The sequence below is a fragment of the Clostridiales bacterium genome (genome assembly GCA_017569285.1).
GTDB lineage: Bacteria > Bacillota > Clostridia > Christensenellales > Aristaeellaceae > Aristaeella.
In genome coordinates this window covers 2,196,334-2,222,971 of record CP069419.1, presented here as the reverse complement: position 1 = coordinate 2,222,971, position 26,638 = coordinate 2,196,334, and the positions used below count along the sequence as shown (strand labels likewise).

The following is a 26,638-nucleotide window of genomic DNA, read 5'->3' as shown; positions in this document are numbered from 1 at the left end:
CCAGCCTGTTTCCATATGAAAAGAGGGCCGCATCATGCGGCTCTCCGGATTTTTTTGATTTTGGGGTTTTCTTCCGAGGGCTCCGTGCCGGGCATCAACCGCCCGTGCAGGGACCGGATTACCCGGAAGTAGCAGGGGAAGAGGAACAGGTCCGCCAGCACCCAGGCCGCGGGGTTCGCGAAGCAGGCTCCGGCAAACCCGGCCGCAGGCACAATCAGCAGTGCCACCGCCGTCCGGGCGACCATTTCGCACAGGCCGGCGAACATCGCCACCCGGGTAAAGCCCATACCCTGGATGCTCAGCCGCACGATGTTTACAAACAGCAGCGGGATGTAGAACGACGCGTTGATCTTCAGGTACCGGAAGCCCAGCTCCAGCACCTCCGCCGATCCGCCGTCGATGAACAGTCCCAGCATTTTGTCGCCGAAGAGCATCACCACACCCAGCGCCAGCACGCAGTAGACGGTGCCGACCACCGAGGCGCACCGCAGGCCCTGGCCCACCCGGTCCAGCTTCCGCGCGCCGGTGTTCTGCCCGGCGTATGTCGCCATGGTGGAAGCCAGCGCGTCAAACACACAGGCAAAGAACATGCTCAGCTTCTGGGCGGCGCTGACCGCGGCCACCGCGTCCACGCCCAGGCCGTTCACGGACCACTGCACCACCACCGAGCCGATGGCCGTGATGGAAAACTGCAGGCCCATCGGCAGGCCAATGCCCAGCATGTTCCAGGACCGCTTCACGGAGAACCGCCGGTCCGCCGCCGTCAGCTTCAGGATCGGGAACCGCCGGATCATCACCACCAGGCAGCCGATGCCGGCGATCAGCTGGCTCACCGCCGTCGCCACCGCCGCCCCGGCCACGTCCATTTTGCAGACGATGATCAGGAACAGGTCCAGCACGATGTTCACCAGCGAGGCCAGCACCAGGAAAAGCACCGGCGTTTTGCTGTCCCCCAGGGACCGCAGGATGCCGCTGGCCATGTTGTACAGTACGCAGCACGGGATGGCCGCGAAGATGATGCGGATATAGCTGGCCGAGGAATCGAGGATCTCCTCCGGCGTGTTCATCAGCCGCAGCAGCGGTTTGCACAGCAGCGTGGCCGCCAGGCCAAATATGATGGCCAGGCCCGCGCTGAGCACTGCCGCGTGCCACACGCTGCGGCGCACTTCATGCTCATCCTTCGCGCCGAAGGCCTGGGCAATCGGGATGGAAAAGCCGGAGCAGAAGCCCAGGCACAGGCCGATCACCAGGAAGTTCACCGAACCGGTGGCGCCCACCGCCGCCAGTTTTTCAGTTCCCAGGTACCGGCCGACAATCGCGGTATCGACAAAGCTGTATAACTGCTGGAAAAGCATCCCGAACAGAAGCGGGGCTGCAAAGGAAAGGATCAGCTTCAGCGGCTTCCCTTCCGTTAAATCGCGGGTCATGGTGCGTGACATCCGAACTGGTACTCCTTCCGCGAACCGCCTGGTTCGCCTGCGAAGTTATACCACTTTTCCGCCGGGCGCGCAATCGCTTTCTTCGGCTGTTTTTATGTACATTCCGGCTATGGCAGGCAAAAGCTGCCGGGTTTCCCCGGCAGCTTCCTTCTTTTTGTCCCCGGGGGCCGGCGTCAGGCGCCTGTTTCCCCGAAGAGGTAGCTTCCCTTTTCCACATGGTATGTCTTTCCGCCGATTACGATCTCCGCCGGCACCGGCGTATCGATCTCATAGCGGATTCCGCCCTCCGTGTGCTTCCACGCGGAGCGGATCCGCCCGTGCACGGTATCGAACACTCCGCACAGGCTGTCCAGGCGGTCATCCGGTTGCGGAGCGATCCGCGCGCGGGCAAAGCCGGGCTCCGCCGGTCGGATGCCGCAGGCTTCCCCGAACACCCAATCCGCCACGGAGGCGTAGGCGTAATGGTTATAGGAGTTCATATCTTCATCCCAGAAGGTGCCGTCCGGCTTGATGCCGTCCCAGTGCTCCCAGGTGGTGGTGGCGCCCCGGGAAACGGAGTACATCCAGCCCGGGTATTCCTTCCGCAGCAGCAGGGACCAGGCGATATCCGTATGCCCGTACCGGGTCAGCTCGTGCAGCAGGTACGGCGTACCGACGAGGCCGGTCTGCAGGTGCATACCGCAGTCCCGGACCTGCGCGGCCAGGGCGTCCGCCGTCTCCTGCGGGTTCTCCGCAAGGTTGAAATGAAGCGCCAGCACCTTTTCCGTCTGGGTGTTCAGCTGCCCGCCGAAGCGTTTGCGGAACGCGGAAACGATCCGGGCATGCAGTGCCTCATATTCGCCAACGTCCTTTCCCAGCAGTTTTCCGCTGCGGATCACGATATCCACTGAGTTGGCGTAGAACGCGCTGCACAGCAGGTCGTCATTGCTGGCGCCGCGCTTGGCCAGCTCGATGTTCGCGGGCACATAATCCTCCGGCCAGTCCAGCGCCAGCCAGTCGCCATAGGTCCAGCAGCCGGTCCACAGGTCCTCCGTGGCGGAAACCGTCGGGATATACGCGATCCATTTTTCCATGACTTCATACATGTCCGAAAGGAAAGACAGGTCGCCATAGGTTTCATACAGCTGCCAGGGGATGATCGTCACCGCGTCGGACCAGGCACCGCCGCCGGGCCGGTAGGCCGTGAGGCTCGGCACCACGTCCGGCACCCAGCCGTTATCATGCTGGGCCGCCCGCATATCCGCCAGCCATTTGCGGAAGAACTGCCGCACGTCAAACTGATAAGTGGCCGCCCGGCAGAAGATCTGCGCGTCGCCGGTCCAGCCGTAGCGCTCATCCCGCTGCGGGCAGTCTGTCGGGATATCCAGGTAGTTGCTCTTCTGGCTCCAGATCGTATTGCTGAACAGCTGGTTCAGCATCGGGTCGCTGCTTTCCAGCCAACCGGTGCGCGTCATCTCCGAGTGCAGCACGACTGCGCGGATCTGGTCTGCCGTAAAGCCTTCCGGCGCCTCGTCAATCCGCAGGTAGCGGAACCCGAAGAAGGTAAACCGCGGCCGGTAGCTCTGCTTCCCTTCCCGGCAGGTGTAATGCAGCTGGCTGCGGGCGGAGCGGTAGTTGGCCGTGTAGAAGTTTCCATCCCGGTCCAGCACCTCCGCCGTGGAAACGGACAGCCGTTCCCCGGCATGCGCATCCAGGTCAAAGGCCATATAGCCCGCCAGGTTCTGGCCGAAGTCGATCACCCATTCCCCCTTCGGGGTGCGGAAGGACGCGCGGGGATACACCGTTTCCTGCTCGTGCACCTCCGGTCCTTCCTGGGGAATCAGCATGGATTTCGGATAGTCGCATACCTTTGCCGGCACAAAACGCGGCTCCCGGGTCATATCCACGTCCTCGCCGATGAAGATCCCGCTGAGCGTGACATTGCTTTCGGAGACTTCCCAGCTTTCATCCGTCAGGATCGTCTCCACGATGCCGTCCTTTCCCCGCATCTGCAGGGCGGCGATCACCATGGCCGGCAGGAACTCATCCGGATTGTGCGTGCCGGTCCACGGCGCGTTCGTCCGGCGGTACCAGCCGTTGGCAACGGTGATCTCCAGGACGTTCTCTTCCTGCAGCATGTCCGAAATATCGTACCGCTGCACCTGGAGGCGCTTGCGGTATTCCGTCCAGCCCGGGGCCAGGATAAAGTTTCCGATCCGCTCCCCGTTCAGCCGGGCCTCATACACGCCGTCGCAGGTGACCTCCAGTGCAGCGGACCATATCCCCTTCGCGCCGGAAAATTTCCTGCGGAACACCGGCACCACCGTGGAGGCAGCGCCGTCCATGGCAATCCAGGATGCCTGCTGAATCATCATCGTCCGGTCTCTCCCTTCTCCAGTTCTTCCGCCCGGGGAATGGAATCCGCGGCCCCGGGCCGGGTCACGCTGATGGCCGCCGCCAGCGACGCCTGCGCCATGCATTCGCAGAGCGGTTTTCCCGCTGCCAGCCCCGCGATAAAGTATCCGGTAAAAGTATCCCCGGCCGCCGTGGTATCCACTGCCTGCACCTTCACGGCTTCCTGCCGGGCCGTCTCGGTCCCGTTCCCTCCCCGGGCAAAGGCCGCGCTGCCGCGGCTGCCCAGGGTGATCACCGCGGAAAGGTCCGGCCAGCGGCGGTGCATGATTTCCCATGCCTGTTCGGGATCCTGCGTGCCGGTCATCTGCTCCGCTTCCACCTCGTTCACCAGCACCCAGCTGAGCTTCGCGAAATCCACTTCCGCCAGCCGCCCGTCATAAGGGGACGGATTCAGCACAATCCGCATACCCCGCTCATACGCCCGGTTCACAATCCGGCCGTTCATGCTGATCTCATTCTGCAGCAGGAGCCAGTCCTCCGGTCCGAAGGCTGCCAGCGTTTCATCCACCTGTTCTTCCGTTACACACCGGTTGGACCCGCCGTACAGCAGGATGCTGTTCTCCCCTTCCGGGTCCACCTGGATCACCGTATGCCCCTGCATCTCCTCCACCGGCCGCAGCAGGGAGGTATCCACCCCGTCCTTCTCCAGGAGTTCCCGCAGCATTTCGCCGCCTTTCCCCAGGCAGCCTGCGTGGAATACCCGTGCGCCGGCCCGCGCCAGCGCGATGGACTGGTTCAGTCCCTTTCCGCCGGGCTTCACCTCCCGGGAGAGCGCGCTGAGCGTTTCCCCGGGGCCGGCAAAATGGTCCACCCGGTATACATAGTCCAGGTTCAGCGAGCCGAAGTTCAGGATTTTCATCCGGTGTTCTCCTCCGTGATCAATGGTTTCCTGCCGGTTGGGATCTCAGAACCGGACGGTCATTTCTTCTCCGGTATATGCGATTTCCCGGGTTTCCTTCCCGCCGCGCAGCCGGACCACGAAGCGCTGTTCCCGCCGCAGGCGCCCTTCCTGCGCGCCCAGGGTCAGCGCCCGTTCCCGGTCGTTCCACCGCATCGGGATCCGCTGGTATTCCCCGTGCTCATAGTCATAGGAGATGCCGTCGTCATCGTAGAAAGCGAACGCCCCGTCCCGGCCGGAGAAGATGATGATCTCCGTCGGTTCCGCGGTTTCTTCATCCGTATACTGCCGCGCCGGGGACAGCGGCAGGATGGTTCCCTCCCGCACAAACACCGGCACCTTTTCCAGCGGCGTCCTCACCATGGCCGCCTGTCCGCCGTCGTATACCCCGTCTCCATCCGCTTCGTACCAGCGGAATCCCGCCGGGAGGTAGACCTCCGTGTTTTCGTCCGGATCCGCGATCTTTTCCCCGCCGGGGAGATATTCCACCGGCCGGGTCACCGGGCACACCAGGAGCCCGTCGCCCAGCATCATCTCATTGTCAGTCTTCCGCAGGCACGAGTCCTCCGGGAACACCAGCGCCGGAACGCGGACGGCGGGAATTCCCTTCTCCCGGGTTTCCGCCATCAGCGAATACTGGTATGCCAGCAGGCGGTAACGCATGCGGATGCACGCGGCAATCGCCTCATAATACCGGCCGCCTTCACCGCCAAACTGCCAGATCTCCCGCGGCGTATCCGTCCCATGGGCCCGCATCATCGTAAGGAAGCATGCATACTGCAGCCAGCGCACAAACAGCTCCCGGTATCCCGGGTCCTCCGTTCCCCGCGGGAATTCCCCGCGCCAGAACCACGGTTCCCGGCAGCTGGTAAAGAATCCGCCCACGTCACAGTTCCAGAACGGTTCGCCGGCTGCCATAAAGTTCAGGCCTTCCGGCACATGGCGCCGCAGCGTTTCCCACGTGGCGCACACGTCCCCGCTCCAGGTGACCGCCGCGTACCGGCGCTGCCCCGCCCAGGAAGAGCGCGTCAGGTTCAGCACCCGCGGCGCACCGGAATCCCGGCGCATTTCCTCCCAGATTCCCCGGGAGTGCAGCAGGCTGTACAGGCTGATGGATGCCGGGTCCAGGTACTTTTGGGCTTCCCCGGTGTTCACCCGCATCCGTTCCCCGTCCGGCAGCCGCTCGCTGCCATTCCAGTCTGCTTCAAACGGTTCCGTGCAGTCGCACCACCAGGCGTCGATCTTCTCCGTCATCAGGCCTTCGCGGATCTGGCGTCCGTAGATCGCCCTTCCTTTCGGGCTGAAGGCGTCGTAGGTGGACCGGTTGCCCAGCATGCAGCCTTCCCGGATCATTTCATCCTTATTGCTGTTCCGGTCGCCCTGCATATGCGGCCAGATGGACAGCATCACCCGGGCGTTCATTGCGTGCAGCCGGTCGGCAAAGCCCTCCGGATAGCGGCTCCGGTCATACTGCTTCAGTCCCCACTGTCCCTCCGGCCAGGTCTGCCAGTCCTGCACGATCACATCCAGCGGGATCTTCCGCCGGCGGTATTCCGCCACGGTATCCTCGAGTTCCTGCGCGTTGACGTACCGTTCCTTCGACTGGATGAACCCCAGCGCGTACCGGGGCAGCATCGGCGCCGGGCCGGTCAGCCCGCGGAGTTTTTCCATCAGGGATTCATAGGTCCCGTTTCCGTACACAAAATACCAGTCCAGCGAATCCGCGCAGTCAATCTCCATGAAGGAGCCTTCTTCGTCATCGTGGAACGCCATCCCGCAGCCCATGTCAAACAGGATGCCCCATCCCGCGGTGGAAACCAGCACCGGCACCACTGCCTTCAGGTTGTGCTGGTACAGAAGCCGCATATGCCCGCGCAGGTTCCCGATTCCCTCCTCGTGGGAGCCGAGGCCGTACAATGCCTCATTTTCCCGGAAGCAGAAATACTGCCGGCCCCGCACGCCGGTACGATCGGTTTCCGTGGCCGCCGGGTCCGCGGAGGAACGCGCGCCGTCCGCCCCGGTTTTTTCCGTAATCCGGGTCTCCTCCGAAAAAACGCTCCGGCGGATTTCCGCTTCCTGCAGTTCTGCCGAGCAGTCCGGGCGTTCCCGCAGGAGCAGCTTCCCGCTTCCGTCCTCAAAGGAAAGGGCGCCGGTTCCCCGGTTTACCCGCACACAAAGTCCGGGCAGCGCAAACACCTCGCTGCCGGCTTCCGTCCGGCGGATCCAGGCTCCTTCCGGGCACTCCGTCACCGGGGAATATTCGTTTTCCCGGAACTGTCCGCTCAGGTCCCGGGTTACCTGCAGGATTCCGTCCTCCCGGGCGCGCAGGCGCAGGTGGATGCCGCCAAAAACGCCCGTCCATTCTGTCCGCATGTTTCTTTTTCCTCTCCGTCCTGCGCCTGCCCTTGCTTACAGCGTCAGCGTCAGCACATTCAGTCCCAGGATAAACTGGTATTCCATTTTCCGGCTCAGGCGGCTGGCCATCCGGATGCCGATGTTGTGCGCCTTGTCCTCCGGATCGAACAGCTCCGCCCGTTCCTTCGGGTTGAACGGCGGGCAGCTGTCCTTCAGTCGGATCATCAGCTCCCCGCCCTTGTACACCACCCGGACGATCACGTTTTCGTTCTTTTCCCCACGGAACCCGTGCCGGATAACGTTCACCGCCATTTCCTCCAGGCAGAGGCCCGCGGCGTACGCCCGCTTCTTTTCAATTCCGTGGTCCAGGCAGAAGGCAATCACCCGGTCGGAGAACTGCAGCGCTTCCGCCTCGCTCCCGACCGCGATATCCATCCGGTCCCCGTCCGGAACGCCGAAGCCCTCCGGCAGCAGCATCATATCCTCCAGGTTCCGGGGCATGCGCTTCAGGGTCACCCACACGCAGACCGGAATCAGCAGCAGCGTCGCAACCCCGTTGAGCACCTGGGCTGCCCATACGCCCGTGGATCCCTGGGAGGGCGCCAGCAGGATACTGAACAGGCACATTCCGGCAGCGCCGTCCATCACCGAAAGGACGTTAACGATCTTCATCCGGCCCAGGCTCTGGTAATAGTTGTTGAACACGATGAACACAGCGCTGAGCGGCACACTCAGCGGGAAGACCCGGAAGAACAGCACCGCCGGATCCCACGCCCCGTCCACGGGCGTAAAGAACAGCGAAGCGAACGGAACGGCCAGCACAAAGGTCAAGGCCGCCTCCGCGGTCACCATCAGCAGGCCCCACGTCAGTGCGGTCTTCAGCGTATCCGCCAGGCTTGCGCGGTCTTCCTCCCCAATATAAACGCTGCTCAGCAGGCGGGTGGCGGAGCCCATGCCCAGGTATACGGCGCAGTACAGGCAGCCGAAAGCGTTCACCGCCGAGAAAGCCGGCAGGCCGTACGGTGCGCAGAAGTTCAGCAGGATCTGGTTCAGCACCAGTCCGCGGACCATCAGGCAGCCCTGCACCAGCGCGCCGGGCAGGCCGAGATGCAGGATCTCCTTCAGGTGCTTCAGCCGCGCGCTCCTGAACCGGAAGCGGATCGTTGCCTTATCCGTCAGGAAGAAGTAAATCTGGATGGCGCAGAACGCCAGGTTGCTGGCGGAAGTCGCCAGCCCCAGGCCCAGGAAACCCAGCGCGGGAACCAGCAGCAGGTCCAGGCCGACGTTCAGCACGACCATCACCGCAATTCCCGTATACGTCCGCTTCTCCTGCCGCTCCAGCTGCAGGAACGCGGACAGCTGTGATCCGATCATCTGGCAGGGAATCCCGAAGGACATCCCCAGCAGGTACATGGAAAGGTCATTCCGGATTTCTCCGCTGCCGCCGAGCGCGCCGGCAACCGCGCCCGGCGCCGCCAGGCACAGCACCATCAGCAGGCCGGAAAAGCACGATGTCACCACGATATCCAGCGAGAAGGCCTGCTGGGTATTCTCCACCTCGTTCTTCCCCAGGAAACGGCCGCACAGGATCTGCGTGCCGCCGAGGAAAACGGCGATGGACGCGTCCACCAGCTTCGCCAGGGGCGAGTACAGCCCGATCACCGCCATGGCGTCCGCGCCCAGGTGCGAGGAAGCCACCGCGCCGTCGATCACGCTGTTCAGGCAGCCGATGGCGATCAGCAGGATCTGCACCGGCAGCAGGCGGAAAAACTGTTTTCGCAGGAATGCTTTCCTTCCTTCGGATTCCGGCATATATTTTCACTCCTCCCGGCATATTTTCCGGAAACAGATGGGTATTTCTGAGGTTTTTTCTTTTCTGTTTATTGTATGCCCGGACAGCCCGGAATGTCAATGTCGCCGCCCCGGGGCACAGAAAAGCGGCGCCCGTTTCCGGGCGCCGCGGGATCCTGCTTCCGGCTACCGGGTGGTTTATTTTCCCCGTCCCATCCGCTGCCGGGCCATGGCAATCTTCATTTCCTGCTTGTTTTTCATCCGCTTGCTCCAGTTGTTTTCCGCCTCCAGCCGGCGATACGTCTCCCAGCGGTCCGGCGGCAGGGAGCCGTCCTCCAGTGCCCGGCGGACCGCGCAGCCCGGTTCGTTCCCGTGGGTGCAGTCCGAGAAGCGGCACAGGCTGATCAGTTCCGCGATATCCGTGAAGGTGCCGGCCAGGCCTTCGTCCGCGTCCGCCACACCCAGCTCCCGCAGTCCGGGCGTGTCAATGATGGATACGCCGTCCAGGTCAATCAGTTCCCGGTGGGTGGTCGTATGCCGGCCCTTGGAGTCCTCCTCCCGGATCCCGCCGGTATCCATGATTTCGCGCCCTGCCAGGGTATTGACCAGGGTGGATTTTCCCGCGCCGGAGGAGCCCAGCAGGGCGATGGTCACGCCCGGCCTGAAGTATTCCCGCAGCCGGTCCAGGCCGTATCCGGTCACCGAGCTGATGGTGACCACCTTCAGGTCCCTGCTCAGTGCGGCAACCTCCGCTTCTTTTTCCTGCGGGTCTTTGCACAGGTCTGCCTTGGTCAGCACCGCCACCGGCACCGCGCCGCCCGATACCGCCATGGCCGCGTACCGGGCAATCCGGTTGACGCTGAAGTCGCGGTTCAGGGATGTGATAATAAACACATAGTCCATATTGGCGATCAGCGGTTCCATCATCAGGTTCTTCACAAAGGCGTCCCCGTGCCCGCCGCGGTCCGGCCGCCGGAATACGCTCCTGCGCGGGCAGACCTCCCGGATCAGGCTGTCGCCATACGGGTTTTCCGTAATCTCCACATAGTCCCCGACCACCGGGAAATCCCCGCGGAAGCGCAGGCTGCCGGTCAGCACACAGTAAAGTTCCTTTTCTTCATTCCGTACCAGATACCGTTCTCTCCGAACCTGTACAACACGATAAATATTCCCTGTAATAGGTATTCCTCCCTTTTCTTTCCGCATCAATATGCGGTATCGGTAAAATGTTTGGGTATTCCGGGTTTCCTGCAAGTTTTTCCCATTTCGTTTTTTCCATCACAATCGCCCCTTTCTCTGGTCCGCAAAGGCGCAAAAAAGCCGCCTATCCGTCATGGATAAGCGGCCGGTCAACCGAAATATATGCGCAGGTTATGCCTGCGGGCCCTTCGGATGATCGGACACAAAGCCAGTGCGGATATTCATAACAGCAACCGTCATCTCATTCTTCCGCATTCGAAGAGCCCCCCTTTCAGTTCAGTGTATAGCAAGTATACTATGATTTTCCGTACACCGTCAACTGTTTTCTATATCCTCCGGCAGCGGTCCGCGGAGCAGCGCAAGCACCGACGGAAGCCATGCCGCCGCGCCGCTGATGCGGAACTGTTCCCCGTCTCCGTCCTCCCGGACGGCCAGCGGCAGGTCACCCAGGATCCGTTCCACCGCTTCCGGGGTCATCCGGGCCTTTTCCGCAATCTCTGCCGCGGATACATAGCGGTCCGGATCGTTCACGGTCAGGTCCTGCAGGGCAAACAGCGCCTTCAGCGCGTCCTCGTCGGACAGCGTTTCCAGCTCCCTCGCGACGTTCCGGATATCGGATTTCTTCATCCGGCTCCAGGCCCGGCTGCCGGTAAACAGGACCGTATCCCCGCAGCGCACGGAGCTTCCCTCCGCCTCGTTCCAGGCAGACAGTCCCCACCGGGCTGCCGGTTCCTTCGCGTAATCCTTTTCCTCCCACGGGACACTCTGCTTATATCCGCCGGTCATCACAGCCTCATGCAGCTGCGCCGCCAGGCGGTACGCATGGTCGAAGCATTCTTCAGCCGGCAGGGCAGTGAAATGGTTCTTCAGCGCCAGGCACAGGGATTCCAGCCCGCTGTTCGCGGCATGACCCAGCAGTTCATCCACGGAAATCCCGAAGAAATCCGCGATTTCCGGCAGCAGCTGGATATCCGGATAGCACTGCCCGCTTTCCCATTTGGAAACCGTCTGGTTGGTCACGTTCAGGTGCTTCGCGAGCGTCTCCTGCGTGATGCCCTTTTCGCGCCGCAGGAACGCGATCTGTTCATTGATTCTGATTCCGTTCATGGATATCTCTCCCTTCGTCAACTCCGGCCGGTATCTGAAGTATATCCATGGCAGGCATTGAAATCAATGACGCGTTGGTTGATTTTTATTATTTTCTCCAACCTCCGGTTGGAAATTGGCGCGCGTCAGCCATACCGCCAGTCCCGCGATCACGACAGACAGCACGATCATCGCCGCCTGGAAGATATCCGCGCTGGGCAGGAAGGAGGTGGTGCCGTCGCTGTTGGCAATCACCGGCGCGTCCCGGAGTACCCAGGCGCCGATCTGCGGGCCGATGATGCCCGGAATCAGCACCTGGCTGAGAATCCGCAGGCCCTGGAACCGGCCGGCCATATGCTCCGGCGTGTAGTTGCGCAGCTGGGTACCGAATGTCGCCATACCGCTGAGGTAACCGGACATCATCAGCAGGGATCCGATGAACACCGGGATCTTCATCCCCAGGCCTTCCGCCGGGATCCGGGACGGAACCAGCCACAGCAGGATAAACCCGGTCATCAGCAGCATCATCGCCTGCAGCACCATCCTCCGGAAACCGAAGCGGTCCACCAGCCGGCCGAAGCAGAACGTAACCACAGCCGCCAGGATGATGGCCGGCGCCATAATCAGTACATAGTCCGCCATGCCCAGCGTCTGCTCATAGTAGATGATCAGGTACGGCATGAAGATCTGGATGGAGATATTGAACACCATGAAAGCGATCATGGACAGGTACAGGGTGGTGTTCTTCCGGATCACGTCCGGCCGGAAGCCGTACAGGATAGTGGCGAAATACCCCAGGCTGTCCGGCTGTTTCACCGGGGCCTCCTCCACGAGGAAGAACCCCAGGATGCCGATCAGCAGCACCAGGCCGCCGATAATGCAGTAAATCGTGGTCCAGCTGGACGCCTGGTCCAGGTCAAAGCCCATGAACCCGCCGAACACCACCAGGATGGAGATCAGCGGCATCATGGAGTTGATGCCCTCCGCCGCGCCGCGGTTGCCCGCGTCCGTGGAATCGGTGAGCCAGGCGTTGTACGCCGCGTCATTGGCCGTGGAGCCGAAGAAGGTCATCACGCAGTCCAGGATGATCACCAGCGTGATTCCGACAGATGCCGCGGCCACCGCCGAGCCGAACACAGCGGAGATCACGTCCGCCCGGATCAGGGCAAACGCGATGATCGAGACGCCCCAGGCGATATACCCGGCGCACATGAAGATCTTCCGTTTCCCGATGCGGTCGGACAGTGCGCCCATCAGGATGGTGGTCAGCGTGGCCGCCACCGCGCTGGCGGTGACCATCAGCGCGATGTCCGAAGCGGACGCCCGGAACATCTTGTAGATGAACACGTTGAAGTACATGTTCTCCACCACCCAGGCCACCTGCCCGGTGAGGGAGAAGATGATCAGCGCAATCCAGAATTTCCTGTTTTTCTTCATGCAAAGCACCTCGGTTCTGTCTGGTTCATTCAGCGCTCCCGCCCGGAACGGCAGCGAGCAGCTGCTCCGATACGTCCCGGAATTCCTCCGGGGATATTTTCTGCACTTTCCGGTCAAAGGTCACCAGGCCGTTGGTTTCGTCCTCCACGTCGGACACCTGCGTATACACCGCCGCGGAAAGTCCCTTCGGAATCAGCGGGAGCACCTGCTCCAGGTACAGCTTCCGCAAGTCCTGCACAAAGGTTTCCCGGTCCGTATACTTCTTATACCCGTATGTCTTTTCCAGGTTGAAGCTGTGCTCCGGGTATTTCAGACACCAGCCGCCGAATTCCGACAGGAACTGCGGGCGGTTTTCCTCCCCAATCCGCAGGGGTTTGAAGTAGATATGCAGGCTCTCCACGTCGCTCTCCCGTTGTTTGAACCAGCCGGAGGTGCTGTCGATGAACCGCGTCCCGTCCAGCGCCTTCAGGCGGCGGTAGGCGTCATCCGCGCAGAACTGTCCCCAGCCCTCGTTGAAGATCGTCCACAGGCAGATGCAGGGATGGTTCCCCAGCAGGCGCACGGTTTCGTCCATCGCCTCCAGGAAGTGTTCCCGCGCTTCCGGATCCCGGTTCAGCCGGGTATCCTTCTTCGGCCCCAGCCTCGCGGTCGGCAGGATCGTATCCCGCAGGAAGCGGTATTCCCCGCAGTTGACCATATCCTGGAAAACCACCATGCCCAGGCGGTCACAGTCGTAGTAGAACTGCTCCGGCTCAATCTTGATATGCTTCCGCAGCATGTTGAAGCCCAGGCCTTTCATGGCCCGGATGTCCGCCTCATAGCATTCCGGCGAAGCGGGCGTGTACAGCCCGTCGCTCCAGTAGCCCTGGTCCAGCAGGCCGTGGAAGAAGTACGGCTTCCCGTTCAGGCACAGCCGCGGCTTCCCCGCCACGGTGCGAATCTCCAGCGTCCGCAGGGCGAAGTAGGACTCCACCCGATCCTGCCCGGCCTCCACGGTGAAGCGGTACAGGCGCGGGTTCTCCGGGCACCAGTACTCCGGGTTCTCCACCCGGATGCGCGCCTTTCCCCCGACCAGGGGATACCGCTTACCTTCCAGTTCCACCGTGCCCGCGTCCGCGCCTTCCGCGGTGATCTCCGCGGTGTCCCCCTCTGTGCGGATCGAGAGGGAGCGGATATACCACAGCGGCACCGGCTCCAGCCACACCGTCTGCCAGATGCCGGACACCGGCGTGTACCACATGCCGCCGCGCTTTTCTTTCTGTTTTCCCCAGGGATGCCGGTGGGAAAGGTCGTTGACGGCAGTGACGGAGAGCTCGTTCTCCCCCTCGTGCACCAGCTCCGTGATGTCCGCGGTAAACGGCAGGTAGCTTTCCCCGTGAACCGCCGCGCCGTTCCCGTTCACGCGGACCACCGCCATGCGGCTCACCGCGCCGAAGTGCAGCAGGATCCGCATTCCCTTCCAGCCTTCCGGCAGCGTAAAGCGCCGGGTATACGTCATCTCCCGGCCGTATTCCATCTGCGTTTCCACGCCCGAAAGCAGGCTTTCCGGGCAGAAGGGCACCCGGATTTCCGTCTTCGTGCCCCGGTATTCAAAATCCCATTCCCCGTTCAGGCACAGCCAGTCCTTCCGGACCATCTGCGGCCTGGGATATACGTCCCACGGGATGCCGGAAAGCGCTTCTCCGGCGGTCGTATACAGTTTCTGCATCGGGAATCCTCCCCCTGAATTCTGGTTTGATTAAACCACTTTTCCTACAGTTTGACAACCCGGGGAGAGTGCAGAACCGGGCCGTAGTCCACGCTGCAGCATACTTTCTTCATGCGGGAAAAGCTAAAAGCATTTCTCCGGAAAATCATATTTTATGTTCTCTTGACAACGCTGTGATCCTTATCTATAATTTAATCGATTGTAGGCTAAAAATAGAATTCTGCCTACATTCAGGAAGTGATAAATAATGATCTGCACCCACAAACAATGCCTGAAAGAAAAAGGAAGCGACTATCAGGTTCAAAAGGCTGTAAAGGCCGGCGAGCTGTATCAGATCGAAAAAGGCATATATGCGGATACAAGGGATGTAACCACTCTGGCTGTTATTTCCACAAAATATCCGGAAGCGATTATTACGCTGGATTCTGCATTTTACTATCATGGATTAACCGATGTGATTCCGGATGAATACTATATCGCCACTTCCAAACATGCCAGGAAACTCCGTGATTCAAGAATAAAGCAGATTTTTGTTCCGGATGAGATCCTGAACCTGGGCGTTATCGTCATGTATCGGAGAGACGCCATGTTCAGAATATATGATAAAGAACGGATGCTGATTGAGTTGCTGAGCCGTAAAAACAGCATTCCCTACGATTACTATAAAGAGATTCTCGGGAACTACCGGAATCAGATTCATGAACTCGATATTGAACGGATTCAGGACTACGCTGAAAGTTTCCCAAAGCATAAAATGATCAGCGAAGCCTTGTCGGCAGAGGTGTTTTAATGGCTTCAATCAGAGAAATGATACGACAGGCTCGTGCACAGGGCTTTCTGGATGACAATGCCGAATCAAAGGTATGCCAGGATATTATTCTGAAGGCACTCTCAGAAAGTTCACTTTGCAGAAACGCAACAATCAAGGGAGGTGTGGTCATGCGCAGCATCACCCACGATTCAAGGCGTGCCACACAGGATATGGATATTGATTTTATTCGCTATTCCATCAGTGATGATTCGATTCGTGCTTTCATTATGGCGCTTGATTGTCTTCCGGATATTCAAATTGTCCAGACAGGCACAATCACTGAACTGAAACAACAGGACTATCATGGAAAGCGGGTCCATATCAGGATTTCAGATCACACAGGAGATGCCATTGAAAGCAAAATAGATCTTGGCGTTCACAAGCATCTGCAGATCGAGCAGGAAGAATACTGCTTTGATATTGGATGCTATGACAACGGCGCCAATTTATTAATCAATACAAAAGAACAGATGTTCGCTGAAAAGCTCCGGTCATTGCTGAAATTCGGGCCAAACTCCACTCGCTATAAAGATATTTTTGATATGTACTACCTTTCGGAATACGTTGATGTCTCAAAGCTGAAGGAATGCATACACGAATTCATTTTTGCTGATCCGGGAATGCGGGAAAACAGTATGGAAGATGTGAATAAAAGAATAAAGCGTACGTTCGAAAATGAGAGCTATGTTAAAAACCTTACGGCAAGCAGACATAACTGGCTGGCTGAGAATCCCCGGGATGTTCTTTCCACATTGAGATCGTTCCTGCAGAAATTATGATATCCGATATACCAGGCCAATCTTTTGACAATGGTTATAGGTATTAATCGATCTTCCGTTCATCTCCAACTTTAATAATCCGGCAATCGTCATCATGAAACTTCGGGAAAAGCGTCTGGAACTCTTTAACCATATCTTCTCTGCTCAATTCACCCTCTTCATGAATGGGTCCATATCGAAGATCATCAAAAATATAGTATAAATCATGGTCCGAATGAACTTTACGCGTGGTAAAGCTTCTGGTAGGTATATAACCTTCAACCCTGATTTTCAATGAATCAACCTCATTTCTCATAAGCCATGTAGCTTTCCTGTCCCTGTCTGATTTTCAATGTCGTTTTAACAGGAAACAGTTCAGATTTCCCGGAGGGAACGGACAATCCGGTCCTCCACACCCGTGGGCGTCACCACGGGATCCGGCTCCAGGTACAGCAGGGCGTTGACCCCCGCGTCCTTCGCGCAGTACATATCCACCGCCCGGTCCCCCACATACCAGGTGTCCGCCGGGTCCAGGCCATACTTCTCCAGCAGGTACTTCACGCCTTCCCCGGAGGGTTTGGGTTTGAACTTCATCTCCGCCGTCACGATATCCCGGAAACAGTCCAGGATACCCAGCCGGCTGAGGATCGGCCGGGAGGACGCGCCCCGGTGGGTATACACGAAATGCTCCGCGCCTTCACACCGCAGCCGTTCCAGGGTTTCCGCCGCGCCGTCGATCAGCGTGATTTTATCATCCAGCGAGTGGGCGAAGAAGCGGTACCGCTCCTTCATCTGCTCAAAGGGAATTCCGGCGTGGGCGCTGGCGTTTCGCAGGTACGCGGTCACGGATTCCCCCTTCACGCCCTTCAGCACTTCGTCTTCCGTATCATGCAGCCCGGCTTCCTCCGCGGCAGCCTTCGCGCCCTTCACGATCACGGCATAGGAATCCAGCAGGGTTCCGTCCAGGTCCCAGATATATGCAGTCATCTGACTTCCTCACATTTCACAGTTGAATTACCGGAACGAGCGTACCAGCACGCCGTACGCGGCGCCGGGCTTCCGGCCGGCAAGCAGCAGGGCTTTCATCTTCCGCTGCAGGGAGGTTTCCTCCGGCAGTGCGGAAAGGTCCAGGCCTTCCCGCTGGCCGCCCGCCACATGGAACACCCACTCCAGGGCCGCGTCGTTCTCCGGGAGGTCCTCCCGGATGTCGAACGCCTCCCGGAAGCGCAGGATCCGGGAATCCGGCGGCAGCAGTTCCTTCAGCACCGGGGAAAGCAGCCAGCTTTCGCAGGTTTTCGGCAGGTCCGCCCAGTCCGGGAAGTATTCCCGCAGGAACGCGTCCGCCCGGGCGAGGGATTCATTCATCCGGTCCGGCTCCAGCTTCGCGTCCGAAGGGATATGCACGCCGATTTCCCGTTTTACGGGCTCGTTCTCCGCCAGCTCATATTCCAGCTCCCCGATGCGGAACAGCCGCGCGCCGGCCTGGCGCACCGTCCATTCATACCGGTCAAACCCATCATAGCCGTAGGACCGCCGGTGCTCGGAGATAAACCGCGGGAACGCCTTCATGGTTTCGATCCAGATCTCCTCCGGAATCCGCTTCCAGGCACCCCACTTCCGGCTTTCCATGGCTTCCATCAGCTGGTGCATCAGGATGCCGGCGCCCAGGTCGTTCTCCGGCGCGCCCTGCCCGGAAAGCTCCGCCAGCACGCTGTCCCCGGCCTTCAGGGTAAACTCCCGCGGGATGCCCAGCTTCAGTGCCAGGCGCTCCGCCTCATCCAGCAGGTTCATTGTGCCTTCATCCGGTACCGGAGCTGTCTCCGGCAGGCGGATCCGTTCCCGTTCCGCAATCCGGACCTGTTTCGCTTCCTCCGGGGAAAGATCCCACAATTCCTCCGGGGCGCCCTTCAGGCCGGTCTTCCGTTCAATCTCCGCCGTCAGTTCCGCCACGCAGTCCCGGAAAGCCTCCCAGGGCATATCCGCCTCCCGCATCCGCACCGCGACTGCCGCCAGACGGGGGAACAGCTGGAACGCCGCCCGGTCCAGGCTCGCAATCCGCTCCGTCCACAGCGGGCACTCGATGCCCATTAACTGTCCTTCATATTCCGCGGCATAGGCCGGGATCCGGGGCATTTCCCAGATCTTCCGCACGTCGATCCGGCCATAGGAATAGTCCAGGTAGAAATAATCCGTATCGGAGCGGATCACATGCCCGCCGCCTTCCATGAAAGCGCGGGTCGTTTCCCTGCCTTCCGCCCACTGCTGCACGATAAAGTAATCCGGCAGCGTGCCGCCCGCGAGCACGTCATTCCAGACGATGGTATTCCTTCCCTTGCCCGCCAGGTATTTCCCGATTTCCAGCACCAGCCACCGCTGGAGCGCGTCCTCGGAGGGGATTCCCAGCTGCTTCATCCGTGCCTGGCAGTCCGGGCAGCGGCGCCAGCGCAGCTTCAGTGCCTCGTCCCCGCCGATATGCACCGCCGGGAACGGGAACAGCTCCGTCACCTCGTCCAGGATATCCCGGATGAAATCCAGCGCCGCGTCATTCCCGGCGCAGAGCAGGGAGGGAAAGATCCCGCCCGAAATCTCCACATGGTTCTCCCACCGGCCGTTTTCTCCCCGCCGGCAGCTGAACTCCGGATACGCCGCCAGCATCGCCGCGGCATGGCCGGGAATCTCAATCTCCGGAATGACCTCGATTCCGAGGGCCTTCGCGTAAGCCACGATGTCCCGGATCTCCCGCTGCGTATAGTACCCGCAGTTGCGTTCCTTCTCCGGCGTCCCGCCGAAATACGAATCCCCGCGCACGGAGCCAATCTCCGTCAGCTTCGGGTATTTCCGGATTTCAATCCGCCAGCCCTGGTCGTCCGAAAGATGCCAGTGGAACCGGTTCAGCCCCAGGATCTTCGCCGCGTCCAGCAGCTTCCGGATTTCATCCGCCGGCATATAATGGCGGCACACATCCAGCATGAACCCCCTGTATCCGAATTCCGTTCCTGCCATCTCCATTCGCACCGCCTTTCTTTTCCGCCGTTCAGTATACCATGGCGCGAAGCTTTGGGAAAGCCTCCGTATATCCCGGGAAAAACGAAACACCCGCCGCGGCAGATGCCGCGGCGGGTGCGGGGAGTATGCCTTCCGGAGGAAGCTCGCCGGAAAGCGGGAAATTCTTACTCGCCGACTGTCATATGGCCCTTCACCGTGCCGACTTCGATATCATACTCGCCGGCTTCAAGGGTCAGTTCCATATCCACCACGCGCCAGGATCCGCCCTGGACGGTGTAGATCTTCTCGGCAACAGGTTCTCCGTTGGCTTTCGCCACAACAGTCGTGATGTCATCCGCGCCGTTGTTGTGGAGCAGGCAGTATACATGGAACGGTTCTCCGCCCTTCGCCGTGTTGGTCACGGTGGTGGTTACCGTCTTGCTGCCCCAGCTGTTCTCGCCTTCCTCTTCGGTCACGCTCTGTGGCAGGATCAGGCAGCTGTAAGCGAAGTCTCCCGCCTTGCCGTAACGCATACTGTAATCATAGATGACCAGCGGATCGCCGTAGTTGTTGGGCGAAGCATGGTTTTCCGTATCCGCCATCATCAGGGCCTGGACGATCAGCCGTACATAGGGGGACGCGCCCTGGTCACCCGCAAGGTCCTTCCACTGGAGCGCTTCCTCAATGTTATTGCGGGCCTGTTCCTTCTGGATGATGCCTTCCGGTTCACGGACTCCGAACAGCAGGTCCGCGTATACCCAGGGCTCCGTGCCGTAGATGAAGCCGGCTTCACCGGAGCCATGGTCGGGCTGCTGGCTGAAAGGCATGTAGATGAGCGCGTCGGAATTAGTCAGTGCGTACTCCGTCGCCTTGTTGGTCAGCGTCAGGATAACAGGCTTGCCGGCATCCTGCGCGTCTTCAATCAGCAGTTCGCCCGCGTCATTGATGTCACCGTAATAGCCGATGACTACGTCCGCGTCTTCCAGTGTTTCCGCGATCTCGCCATACTCCGCGATATACTGCTTGTAATGATCCAGGGTTTCATTGGAGGAGGATTCGATATAAACCTTGGTGCCCTTGGCCAGCGGCAGCACAGCGTTGTCGTTCTTCATCAGGACAGCGCTCTTGGCCTGCAGCTTTTCGGCCAGTTCCACTTCCTCCGCGGTGCGGGCTTTGCGCAGCGCTTCGTTGGTGTCCAGCGGCCACTGTTCCGCCTGGTATTCGGGAGACGCCACAACAGCCAGCGCCTCTTCCGGCACGCGGTAAGGATTCTCAAACAGGCCCTTGCGGAACTTGAAGTTGAGGATCCGGGCCACGGAGCGGTCCACGTTCGCCTGGTCCACCTGGCCGTCCTTCAGGCCTTCAATAATGCAGTCCGGCCAGTTCCACATGGTGGATCCGGTCTTGGTGCCGTCGCCGTTGTCGATGCCGGTGATGTCGGTGCCATGGCCGATGCCGCCCGCGCCGAACATATCGGTGCCGTTCAGCAGTGCTTCATTGTACAGCCATGCGCCGGTCTGCTCGCTCAGTTCGATTCCTTCGTTGGTGACGCCGGAAACCTGGCCGCCCATGCCCAGGGCCCACCAGTCGGTCACGACGATGCCGTCAAAACCGAGGGTGTCACGCAGGTAGCTCATGGTCACCTTGTCCCACTTGACGTCGGTGGTGTTGGTGATGCCGGTGCCGCCGCAGTTGGTCATCACCCACTCATTTCCGCCGGACAGTGCAGCCTTCCAGCCGACCATCCAGTTGTCAAAGTTCTGGGCTACCGAACGGGCATTGCCGAAGTTGCTGTCGCCGCCGCGGCCGATCCAGTGCTTGACGCAGCTGGCAAACCCGGCGTCTTCCATGCCCTTGACTTCCTGGGAAACGATTGCCGCAATGTGCTCGGGGTTCTCGCCGTACTGGGCGCCGATTTCATTGGCATAGGGCTCGAATGTGACATGGACGCCGATGGCGACCATCGCCTTACCGTAGAAGTAGCTCAGCTTGTAAGCCAGTTCGGGATCATTCGCGGTGCCGTACGCGATGTGCGCCTTGTCAATGTAGCCGCCGAACGCGTTGTATTCGCGGTCGGAGGTGAAGATCATCGGCATGCTCAGGCGCTCCGCTTCCGCAGTCGCCTGCAGGTTGTTCAGGGTGTTGACCACCTGGACCGGCGCGCCGTTCAGGTTGAACAGCATACAGGTCAGTGCAAAGTCCGGGATCAGGGAGCGCGCGGTCTCCAGGTTCGCGCTGACGCAGAACAGGGTACCGGCCTTTTCCTTGTCGTTCATCTGGGCCAGCAGGTCGTTCACGCGGGCGTCAGTCTCCTGCCGCCAGTCTTCATAAACGTCCAGCTCGCCGTTTCCGTTCATATCCTTGAACTTGAGTCCGTCCACTTCCAGGATCGGGGTGACGCCTTCCATATAGGTCAGGCGGGGCTGCCCGGTGGTTTCATCCGCTTCAATCAAGGCGAACTCACAGGTCTGGGCCAGGATTTCAGCTTCCGTGGGGCCGGCAGGTTCCTCGGCGAATACCGTGCAGACGGAAAACGCCATAATCACCGCCAGTAAAAGTGCCAGTTTCTTCATGGGGTTTTGCTCCTTTCTCCGGTCGAAACAGTCATGGAATTGTTATGGGTTACCTGCTGGATTCATTATCTCACAAACTTCCCTCCCGTATTCATGAATAAATTGCACAATCATCGGGAAAATCCACGCTTCCGTACTGCGTATGGACAATCAGGATAAGAAATCCGGGCAGGATGGATATCCTGTCCGGATTGGCTTTTTCTGCTTTGTTATTCGCCCAGGGTTACGCTGCCCCACTCGGCCGGGCTGCTGTTGATTTTCTGGCTGCCGCACCATGCCATCTGCGGAATGTATTCCGTGCCGGGGCAGGGATAGCTGATGTCGGTAATGGCAAAGTCGCAGGAGAGTACGTCGCCGGCCTTGGGGGTATACAGCTCAATCTTGTTTTTCTTGGCCATGGTGTTCTCACTGGACAGGTCCGCCCACGGGATCACCGCTTCCCAGGTGAAGCCGGTTACCGTTTTCTCCACAGCGCATTCATAGCCGGGCAGCACGCTCTCGCCGCCGTCCATGCCCAGGCTGACAAAGCGCAGGCGGCTGTCCTTCGGCACCATGGAACGGTCGATTGCCGTATCCCAGTAGCCTTCGTTCATCACGAAATAAATCTGGAAATCATTGGAGCCGTATTCGGTCCGTTCCGGATCCGCCGCGGGATCGGTAGAGATAAACAGCTTCAGGTTGTCCTCCCCGTCGATTGGCAGCATCTCGATGGCTCCCAGGGGAGTATCCTCTGTAACGTCCGCGGCCACATAGAGGTTTTCTTCGTTCCAGGCCAGGTAGAATTTCACGGAACAGTCGTTCGGACCCTGCCAGAATACCAGGTCCCGGATAACCTGTTCAGGGGCTTCCACCACGGCGGGAGAGTCGAGGTTCCAGTCCTCCAATTTTCCGTCTATCACGATTCCATCAGCTTTATGCGCAACAATTCCGGGGCGCTCAGCCGCCGCGGCGGAAACTGCAAGCGTCATAACCATCAGGACCGCGATGATAATACTCATCCATTTTTTCATATCTGCATACCCCTTTCACATGCGGATAATAATCTGACTGCAATGATATGATAGCATGCACCTGAAGCCGGAAAGCAGGATTATTCCGAACAGGCAATGGGAAAATTCGGTATAAAGCCGTCTGACGCGGCAGACATGTCCGGCGCCTTGTCCGGTTCGTTCCCGATCCACAGGCTGCCGCCCATTGTGCCCGCAGCCTCCACGCTCTTGATTGCGCTGCCGGTAAACACATTGCCGATGAACCGGCTGTATCCGATATCCCGCAGGTACAGCGCGCAGCAGCCGGAATTCTCAAACCGGTTCTTCGCCATATCAAAGGATGTACCGCCATAGGCCATCACCGCGGTCCAGTTATCCTTCAGCGTGTTGCCGAAGAACGCCGTGGGCGTGGCATCCAGCCGCACCCCGCATACGGTGCAGGCTTCCGCCGTGCATCCGGTCATCAGTACATGGCCTTCCTTCTGCAGGTTAAAGCCATTCTCACAGGCAGATGCGGTACAGTTCAGCAGCGCATTCCCGCTTCCGGCCGCCATGAAGTATCCCTGGCCGGTGCCGGTCACCGTGCAGTCGATCATGGCGCCGTCCCTCACCAGGGAGAAGAACAGCCCCTGGTCGCAGTCCGCCGCGGAGCATTCCCGCAGGATCATATGGTCCGTCGCCCGGATATCCAGGCCGTGATTGGTTTCCCGGGCAGAGCAGCGCAGCATTTCGCCGCCGCCGCACTTGGCCACATAGATGCCGAACACGCCGCACCGGTCCGCTTTGCAGTCGGTCAGCCGCACTTCCTCGTTATAGGCCAGCACCATGCCCATAGAGCAGTCGGACACATCCGCCCCTTCTGCGGTCACTTTCCCACAGCCGCAGCAGATGATTTCTCCCGCATCCGCGGGGGCGTTCACTTCCGGCAGCAGTGCCGCATAGAACAGCGGCTTTCCGTTCACCGTGCAGTTTTCAATGGTGTGGGTGGTAAAGTAATCGATATCCTCTCCCACCTCGAACAGGCCCGTCAGCTTCGGAAGGTCTGCACTCCGTTCGCTGAGCGGCGGGCCGGCCAGGGAAATTCCGCAGCCTGTGAAAGCGCATCCGCGCACAGTCATGCGGTATATTCCGCCGCACCACATGCCGCAGGAAGAAGTCCGCCAGGCAGGATCTGCCAGGATGATTTTGCAGTTCTCCAGCGTCATGTCACTGCCGATGGCATAGATTCCGGTGCGCAGGAAGCGGATGTCCAGCCCCTGCAGGGTAACGCCGCCTGCCTCCACGCGGATCGCTGCCTTGAATGCCGGCGATTCAATGACCGGGCTGGCGCCTTCCGCCGCCCGGATGGTCACTGCCTTCGTCACCGTCAGCGGGAACACCTCATCCGGTTCCGCATATGTTCCTTCCGCCAGTTCAATCACATCGCCGTCTTTGCAGGCAGCCAGGGCTTCGGTCAGTGACATCTGCCCCGGGGCAGCATACAGCGTATCCGCATGTGCTGCGAAAGGAACTGCCAGCAGGATTGCCAGGAGCAGGATCAGCCAGGGTAACCTTTTCATTTCTTCACCATCTTTCATTGCAGAAGCCGGGAGGCGGCTTCGCAGCGCCTCCCGGCCGGATGGTTTTCCTTTTGATTACTCAACGGTAACCGTTGCGGACAGATCACCCACAGTGATGGTATGCTCGCCGGCTTCCAGGACCAGGTCCACATTGATCACCCGGAACTGTCCGGCAGTCACGCCCACAACCTTCTCCGCGGCAGCCTCGCCGTTGTCCAGCACAGGAACCGTGATCAGGCCGTCACCGGCGCCGGTGTTCTCAGCCACAAAGCGGATTGTAAAGGGCTCACCCGCCTTGAGGATGCTGGTATTGACCGTGGTCTGCATCTGCATGCCGGAAGAGGTTTCCACTTCTTCATTCTTTACAGTGCGCGGAACGGTCAGCAGGCTCAGGTGGATATCAGCAGGCTTGCTCAGCTCAATGCCGAAGCCGTCCGTGACGATCACATCACCCAGGTTGTTGGGCATTTCGACTGCGGGGTTGCGCTTGGCCAGCATGGCCATGTACAGCCGTACGTCATCGCTCACACCGATATCATCCTGCAGTTCGCCCCAGGACAGCGCCTTGTCATCCGGGTTGTACGCCAGTTCAAACAGCGTCTTGCCGGTGGGTTCCTTCTCGCCGAAGAGCATCGCCGCAGTCACGGACGGTGTCACATAGCGGTAGAAGGATCCGACAGAGGAGCCATGGTCCGGCGTGTTGCGGTAGGTCTGCATCACCAGGGCATTGGCATCAATGAACTGCTGCAGGGCAGGTTCATTGCTGTTGGTTCCCTCATAGATCAGCACAACCGGCACCTTCTCGTCCTGGGCATCCTCAATCATGGCCTCATAGGCATCGTTGAAGCTGGTCACATGGAACACGGCTGCCGTCGCTTCCGCGAGGTCTTCCACCACAGTTGCCTTCTCAGCGACAGCCGCCGCGATGGCTTCCCGGCTGCCGGCATTGGAGTCGATGTACACCTTGGCATCCGCCTTCAGGGGCAGGACGCCGTCGTTCTTGTACACGATGGTGGACTTGACCATCAGTTCTTCTTCCATGGCAATGATTTCCGGGCGGCGGTATGTATCGATCGTCTCGGTGCTCAGCGGGATGGTCTGTTCCGCCTTATAGGCATCCGTTCCGATCAGCTCAAGCAGTTCGCCCCAGTCACGGTAGGGATTCTCGAACAGGCCGTACGCGAACTTGGTCTTCAGCACGCGGCCCACATGCACATTCAGGTCTTCCTCGGTTACCAGGCCGTCCGTTACCGTCTGGACCACAACCTGGGGACGGGCGTGCATGAAGATGCTGGCATAGGTTTCATCGTTCACATCCGTACCCGGAACGCCGACCGAGCAGGAGAACATATCCACGCCCGCGTTCAGGATCAGGGCGTACCGTTCCACCAGGCTCAGCTTGGAGATGTCCGTTCCGTCGGCCAGGATACCGGTCTTCGTCATCAGGCTGGAGTCGCCCAGGGGCCAGTCGAGGCACACAACGCCGTCATAGCCCAGTTCGTTGCGCAGGATATCGTAGGTATCCTTGTCCATATAGCCCTGCACACCGGGGGTGACGCCCTCGTTGTTGTTCGTCATGATGTACTGCGTGCCGGCATCCACAACCGCCTTCCAGCCGATCTTCCAGGAGTCAATCAGGTTGGCGGGGGACTTTGCCGCCATGTAGGAATTCCGTCCGCCGCGGGCGATAAAGTGCTTGGAGTGGGACTGGAAACCGTTGTCCTCATAGGCCTTGGTTTCGGCAGCCGCCATCTTGGCGATGTAATTGGGATCATCGCCGTACCAGGATCCGATTTCATTGCCGTATCCGTGGAATACCTGGTGGTATCCGAGTGCAACGGATTCCTTGGCATATTCGCTCATCAGGTTGTACAGCAGTTCGGGATCCCTGGCAACACCGAACGCATAGTGCGGGGCGTCAATCATGCCGCCCCAGGTGTTGTAGGTACGGTCGCCGGAGAAGGTGGCCGGGATACCCAGCCGCGTATCTTCCGCATAGCCCTGCAGGCGGTTGAAAACATCCAGCTGGTCCTTCGGAACACCGGTCAGGGCCGCGATAAAGGTGTTCACATGCATCGTCTGCAGCTGGTACCGTGTGGACTGGTAAACCTTACCGTTGACATCCACAGTCAGATTGTCCGGGTCATTGATCGCCGGGCTCTCCAGGTCAACTACCGCCGCGCTAGCCGCAGTTGCCGCATCACTTCCGCCTCCGCCGAATCCGGCGATTTCAGCGTTGAAGTTGGTCACGGTGGATCCGTTCTGGCCGGCGATACATGCGAAGAGCAGCAGGCCTCCCTTTTCGTCCATCGTCATCTGGGCCGTCAGGTCCGCGACACGGGCCGGCACATCCTGGCGCCAGTCTTCGTACACATCAAGGGTACCGTTTCTGTTCAGGTCCTTGAACCACTCGCCGTCCACCTGGATAAATACATCCTTGGACGCTGCGCTCAGGCGGGGGCGGCTGCCTTCTGCTTCAATGTAGTAGAAGCCGGAAGCGCTTTCCACGATTGCTTCATCTTCCGCAAATGCTGTGATACCCACAGACGTGAGCAGCATAACAAGTGCCGTCAGCAAAGCCAGTTTCCTCATGGTAAATAATCCTCCTTTTTTATTCCGCAGTCTTCCCATACTTGTCCTGCGTTTCTGATACAA

At 59.8% G+C, this 26,638-nt stretch carries 17 protein-coding genes; 2 read left to right on the top strand and 15 right to left on the bottom strand.

Annotated features, from left to right (window positions below; all coding sequences use genetic code 11):
- Window positions 1–32 precede the first annotated feature (32 nt).
- From JNO48_09615 to JNO48_09575, 9 genes are all read right to left on the bottom strand, one after another.
- Entirely contained in the window at window positions 33–1,427 is a 1,395-nt protein-coding gene (locus JNO48_09615; GenBank protein QTE67458.1) for an MATE family efflux transporter, read from the bottom strand.
- Between the two features lie 185 nt (window positions 1,428–1,612).
- Complete coding sequence (locus tag JNO48_09610; GenBank protein ID QTE69735.1) at window positions 1,613–3,790, bottom strand: family 78 glycoside hydrolase catalytic domain; 2,178 nt, start codon at window positions 3,788–3,790, stop codon at window positions 1,613–1,615.
- Window positions 3,790–4,692 carry a ribokinase gene (locus JNO48_09605; GenBank protein QTE67457.1) on the bottom strand — a complete coding sequence of 301 codons (903 nt, stop codon included), beginning with the start codon at window positions 4,690–4,692 and terminating at the stop codon, window positions 3,790–3,792. The genes JNO48_09610 and JNO48_09605 overlap by 1 nt, the downstream gene beginning before the upstream one ends.
- A 45-nt stretch (window positions 4,693–4,737) precedes the next feature.
- Entirely contained in the window at window positions 4,738–7,104 is a 2,367-nt protein-coding gene (locus tag JNO48_09600) for a DUF5110 domain-containing protein (GenBank protein QTE67456.1), read from the bottom strand.
- Between the two features lie 36 nt (window positions 7,105–7,140).
- Entirely contained in the window at window positions 7,141–8,898 is a 1,758-nt protein-coding gene (locus tag JNO48_09595) for an ATP-binding protein (protein QTE67455.1), read from the bottom strand.
- Between the two features lie 177 nt (window positions 8,899–9,075).
- Complete coding sequence (gene rsgA / locus JNO48_09590; protein QTE67454.1) at window positions 9,076–9,975, bottom strand: ribosome small subunit-dependent GTPase A; 900 nt, start codon at window positions 9,973–9,975, stop codon at window positions 9,076–9,078.
- 417 nt (window positions 9,976–10,392) lie between these two features.
- Window positions 10,393–11,184: a helix-turn-helix transcriptional regulator gene (locus tag JNO48_09585; GenBank protein ID QTE67453.1), complete on the bottom strand. Its 792-nt coding sequence runs from the start codon at window positions 11,182–11,184 to the stop codon at window positions 10,393–10,395.
- 63 nt (window positions 11,185–11,247) lie between these two features.
- The gene (locus tag JNO48_09580) at window positions 11,248–12,600 is read right to left on the bottom strand and encodes an MFS transporter (GenBank protein QTE67452.1); all 1,353 of its coding nucleotides are present in this window, start codon (window positions 12,598–12,600) and stop codon (window positions 11,248–11,250) included.
- Window positions 12,601–12,625: 25 nt separating this feature from the next.
- Window positions 12,626–14,308 (bottom strand): glycoside hydrolase family 2, encoded by a 1,683-nt coding sequence (locus JNO48_09575; GenBank protein ID QTE67451.1) that lies wholly within the window; start codon window positions 14,306–14,308, stop codon window positions 12,626–12,628.
- A 247-nt stretch (window positions 14,309–14,555) separates the two neighbouring features.
- On the opposite strand from JNO48_09575, the gene JNO48_09570 reads away from it, so the two are divergent.
- Together JNO48_09570 and JNO48_09565 are read left to right on the top strand one after the other, a co-directional pair.
- Window positions 14,556–15,098 (top strand): hypothetical protein, encoded by a 543-nt coding sequence (locus JNO48_09570; protein ID QTE67450.1) that lies wholly within the window; start codon window positions 14,556–14,558, stop codon window positions 15,096–15,098.
- Complete coding sequence (locus JNO48_09565; GenBank protein ID QTE67449.1) at window positions 15,098–15,898, top strand: nucleotidyl transferase AbiEii/AbiGii toxin family protein; 801 nt, start codon at window positions 15,098–15,100, stop codon at window positions 15,896–15,898. Before JNO48_09570 ends, JNO48_09565 begins: the two co-directional genes overlap by 1 nt.
- A 354-nt stretch (window positions 15,899–16,252) precedes the next feature.
- Here the strand turns inward: JNO48_09565 and JNO48_09560 are convergent, their stop codons facing one another.
- The 6 genes from JNO48_09560 to JNO48_09535 all read right to left on the bottom strand — a co-directional run bounded on the left by JNO48_09560 (window position 16,253) and on the right by JNO48_09535 (window position 26,575).
- Entirely contained in the window at window positions 16,253–16,864 is a 612-nt protein-coding gene (locus tag JNO48_09560) for an HAD-IA family hydrolase (GenBank protein QTE67448.1), read from the bottom strand.
- Window positions 16,865–16,891: 27 nt separating this feature from the next.
- Window positions 16,892–18,886 (bottom strand): family 20 glycosylhydrolase, encoded by a 1,995-nt coding sequence (locus tag JNO48_09555; protein QTE67447.1) that lies wholly within the window; start codon window positions 18,884–18,886, stop codon window positions 16,892–16,894.
- 161 nt (window positions 18,887–19,047) lie between these two features.
- The gene (locus tag JNO48_09550; GenBank protein ID QTE67446.1) at window positions 19,048–21,435 is read right to left on the bottom strand and encodes a glycoside hydrolase family 3 protein; all 2,388 of its coding nucleotides are present in this window, start codon (window positions 21,433–21,435) and stop codon (window positions 19,048–19,050) included.
- A gap of 209 nt (window positions 21,436–21,644) precedes the next feature.
- Window positions 21,645–22,445, bottom strand: coding sequence for a hypothetical protein (locus JNO48_09545; protein ID QTE67445.1), 801 nt, complete (start codon window positions 22,443–22,445; stop codon window positions 21,645–21,647).
- A gap of 80 nt (window positions 22,446–22,525) precedes the next feature.
- Window positions 22,526–23,983, bottom strand: coding sequence for a right-handed parallel beta-helix repeat-containing protein (locus JNO48_09540; GenBank protein ID QTE67444.1), 1,458 nt, complete (start codon window positions 23,981–23,983; stop codon window positions 22,526–22,528).
- A gap of 75 nt (window positions 23,984–24,058) precedes the next feature.
- Complete coding sequence (locus tag JNO48_09535; protein QTE67443.1) at window positions 24,059–26,575, bottom strand: glycoside hydrolase family 3 protein; 2,517 nt, start codon at window positions 26,573–26,575, stop codon at window positions 24,059–24,061.
- Window positions 26,576–26,638 lie beyond the last annotated feature (63 nt).

Coding starts and splice junctions, on each gene's coding strand:
- JNO48_09555 (QTE67447.1), bottom strand. CDS start 18,886: ATGGAGATGGCAGGAACGGAATTCGGATACAGGGGGTTCATGCTGGAT.
- JNO48_09545 (QTE67445.1), bottom strand. CDS start 22,445: ATGAAAAAATGGATGAGTATTATCATCGCGGTCCTGATGGTTATGACG.
- JNO48_09535 (QTE67443.1), bottom strand. CDS start 26,575: ATGAGGAAACTGGCTTTGCTGACGGCACTTGTTATGCTGCTCACGTCT.
- JNO48_09560 (QTE67448.1), bottom strand. CDS start 16,864: ATGACTGCATATATCTGGGACCTGGACGGAACCCTGCTGGATTCCTAT.
- JNO48_09580 (QTE67452.1), bottom strand. CDS start 12,600: ATGAAGAAAAACAGGAAATTCTGGATTGCGCTGATCATCTTCTCCCTC.
- JNO48_09575 (QTE67451.1), bottom strand. CDS start 14,308: ATGCAGAAACTGTATACGACCGCCGGAGAAGCGCTTTCCGGCATCCCG.
- JNO48_09570 (QTE67450.1), top strand. CDS start 14,556: ATGATCTGCACCCACAAACAATGCCTGAAAGAAAAAGGAAGCGACTAT.
- JNO48_09615 (QTE67458.1), bottom strand. CDS start 1,427: ATGACCCGCGATTTAACGGAAGGGAAGCCGCTGAAGCTGATCCTTTCC.
- JNO48_09595 (QTE67455.1), bottom strand. CDS start 8,898: ATGCCGGAATCCGAAGGAAGGAAAGCATTCCTGCGAAAACAGTTTTTC.
- JNO48_09600 (QTE67456.1), bottom strand. CDS start 7,104: ATGCGGACAGAATGGACGGGCGTTTTTGGCGGCATCCACCTGCGCCTG.
- JNO48_09540 (QTE67444.1), bottom strand. CDS start 23,983: ATGAAAAGGTTACCCTGGCTGATCCTGCTCCTGGCAATCCTGCTGGCA.
- JNO48_09585 (QTE67453.1), bottom strand. CDS start 11,184: ATGAACGGAATCAGAATCAATGAACAGATCGCGTTCCTGCGGCGCGAA.
- JNO48_09605 (QTE67457.1), bottom strand. CDS start 4,692: ATGAAAATCCTGAACTTCGGCTCGCTGAACCTGGACTATGTATACCGG.
- JNO48_09565 (QTE67449.1), top strand. CDS start 15,098: ATGGCTTCAATCAGAGAAATGATACGACAGGCTCGTGCACAGGGCTTT.
- JNO48_09550 (QTE67446.1), bottom strand. CDS start 21,435: ATGAAGAAACTGGCACTTTTACTGGCGGTGATTATGGCGTTTTCCGTC.
- JNO48_09610 (QTE69735.1), bottom strand. CDS start 3,790: ATGATTCAGCAGGCATCCTGGATTGCCATGGACGGCGCTGCCTCCACG.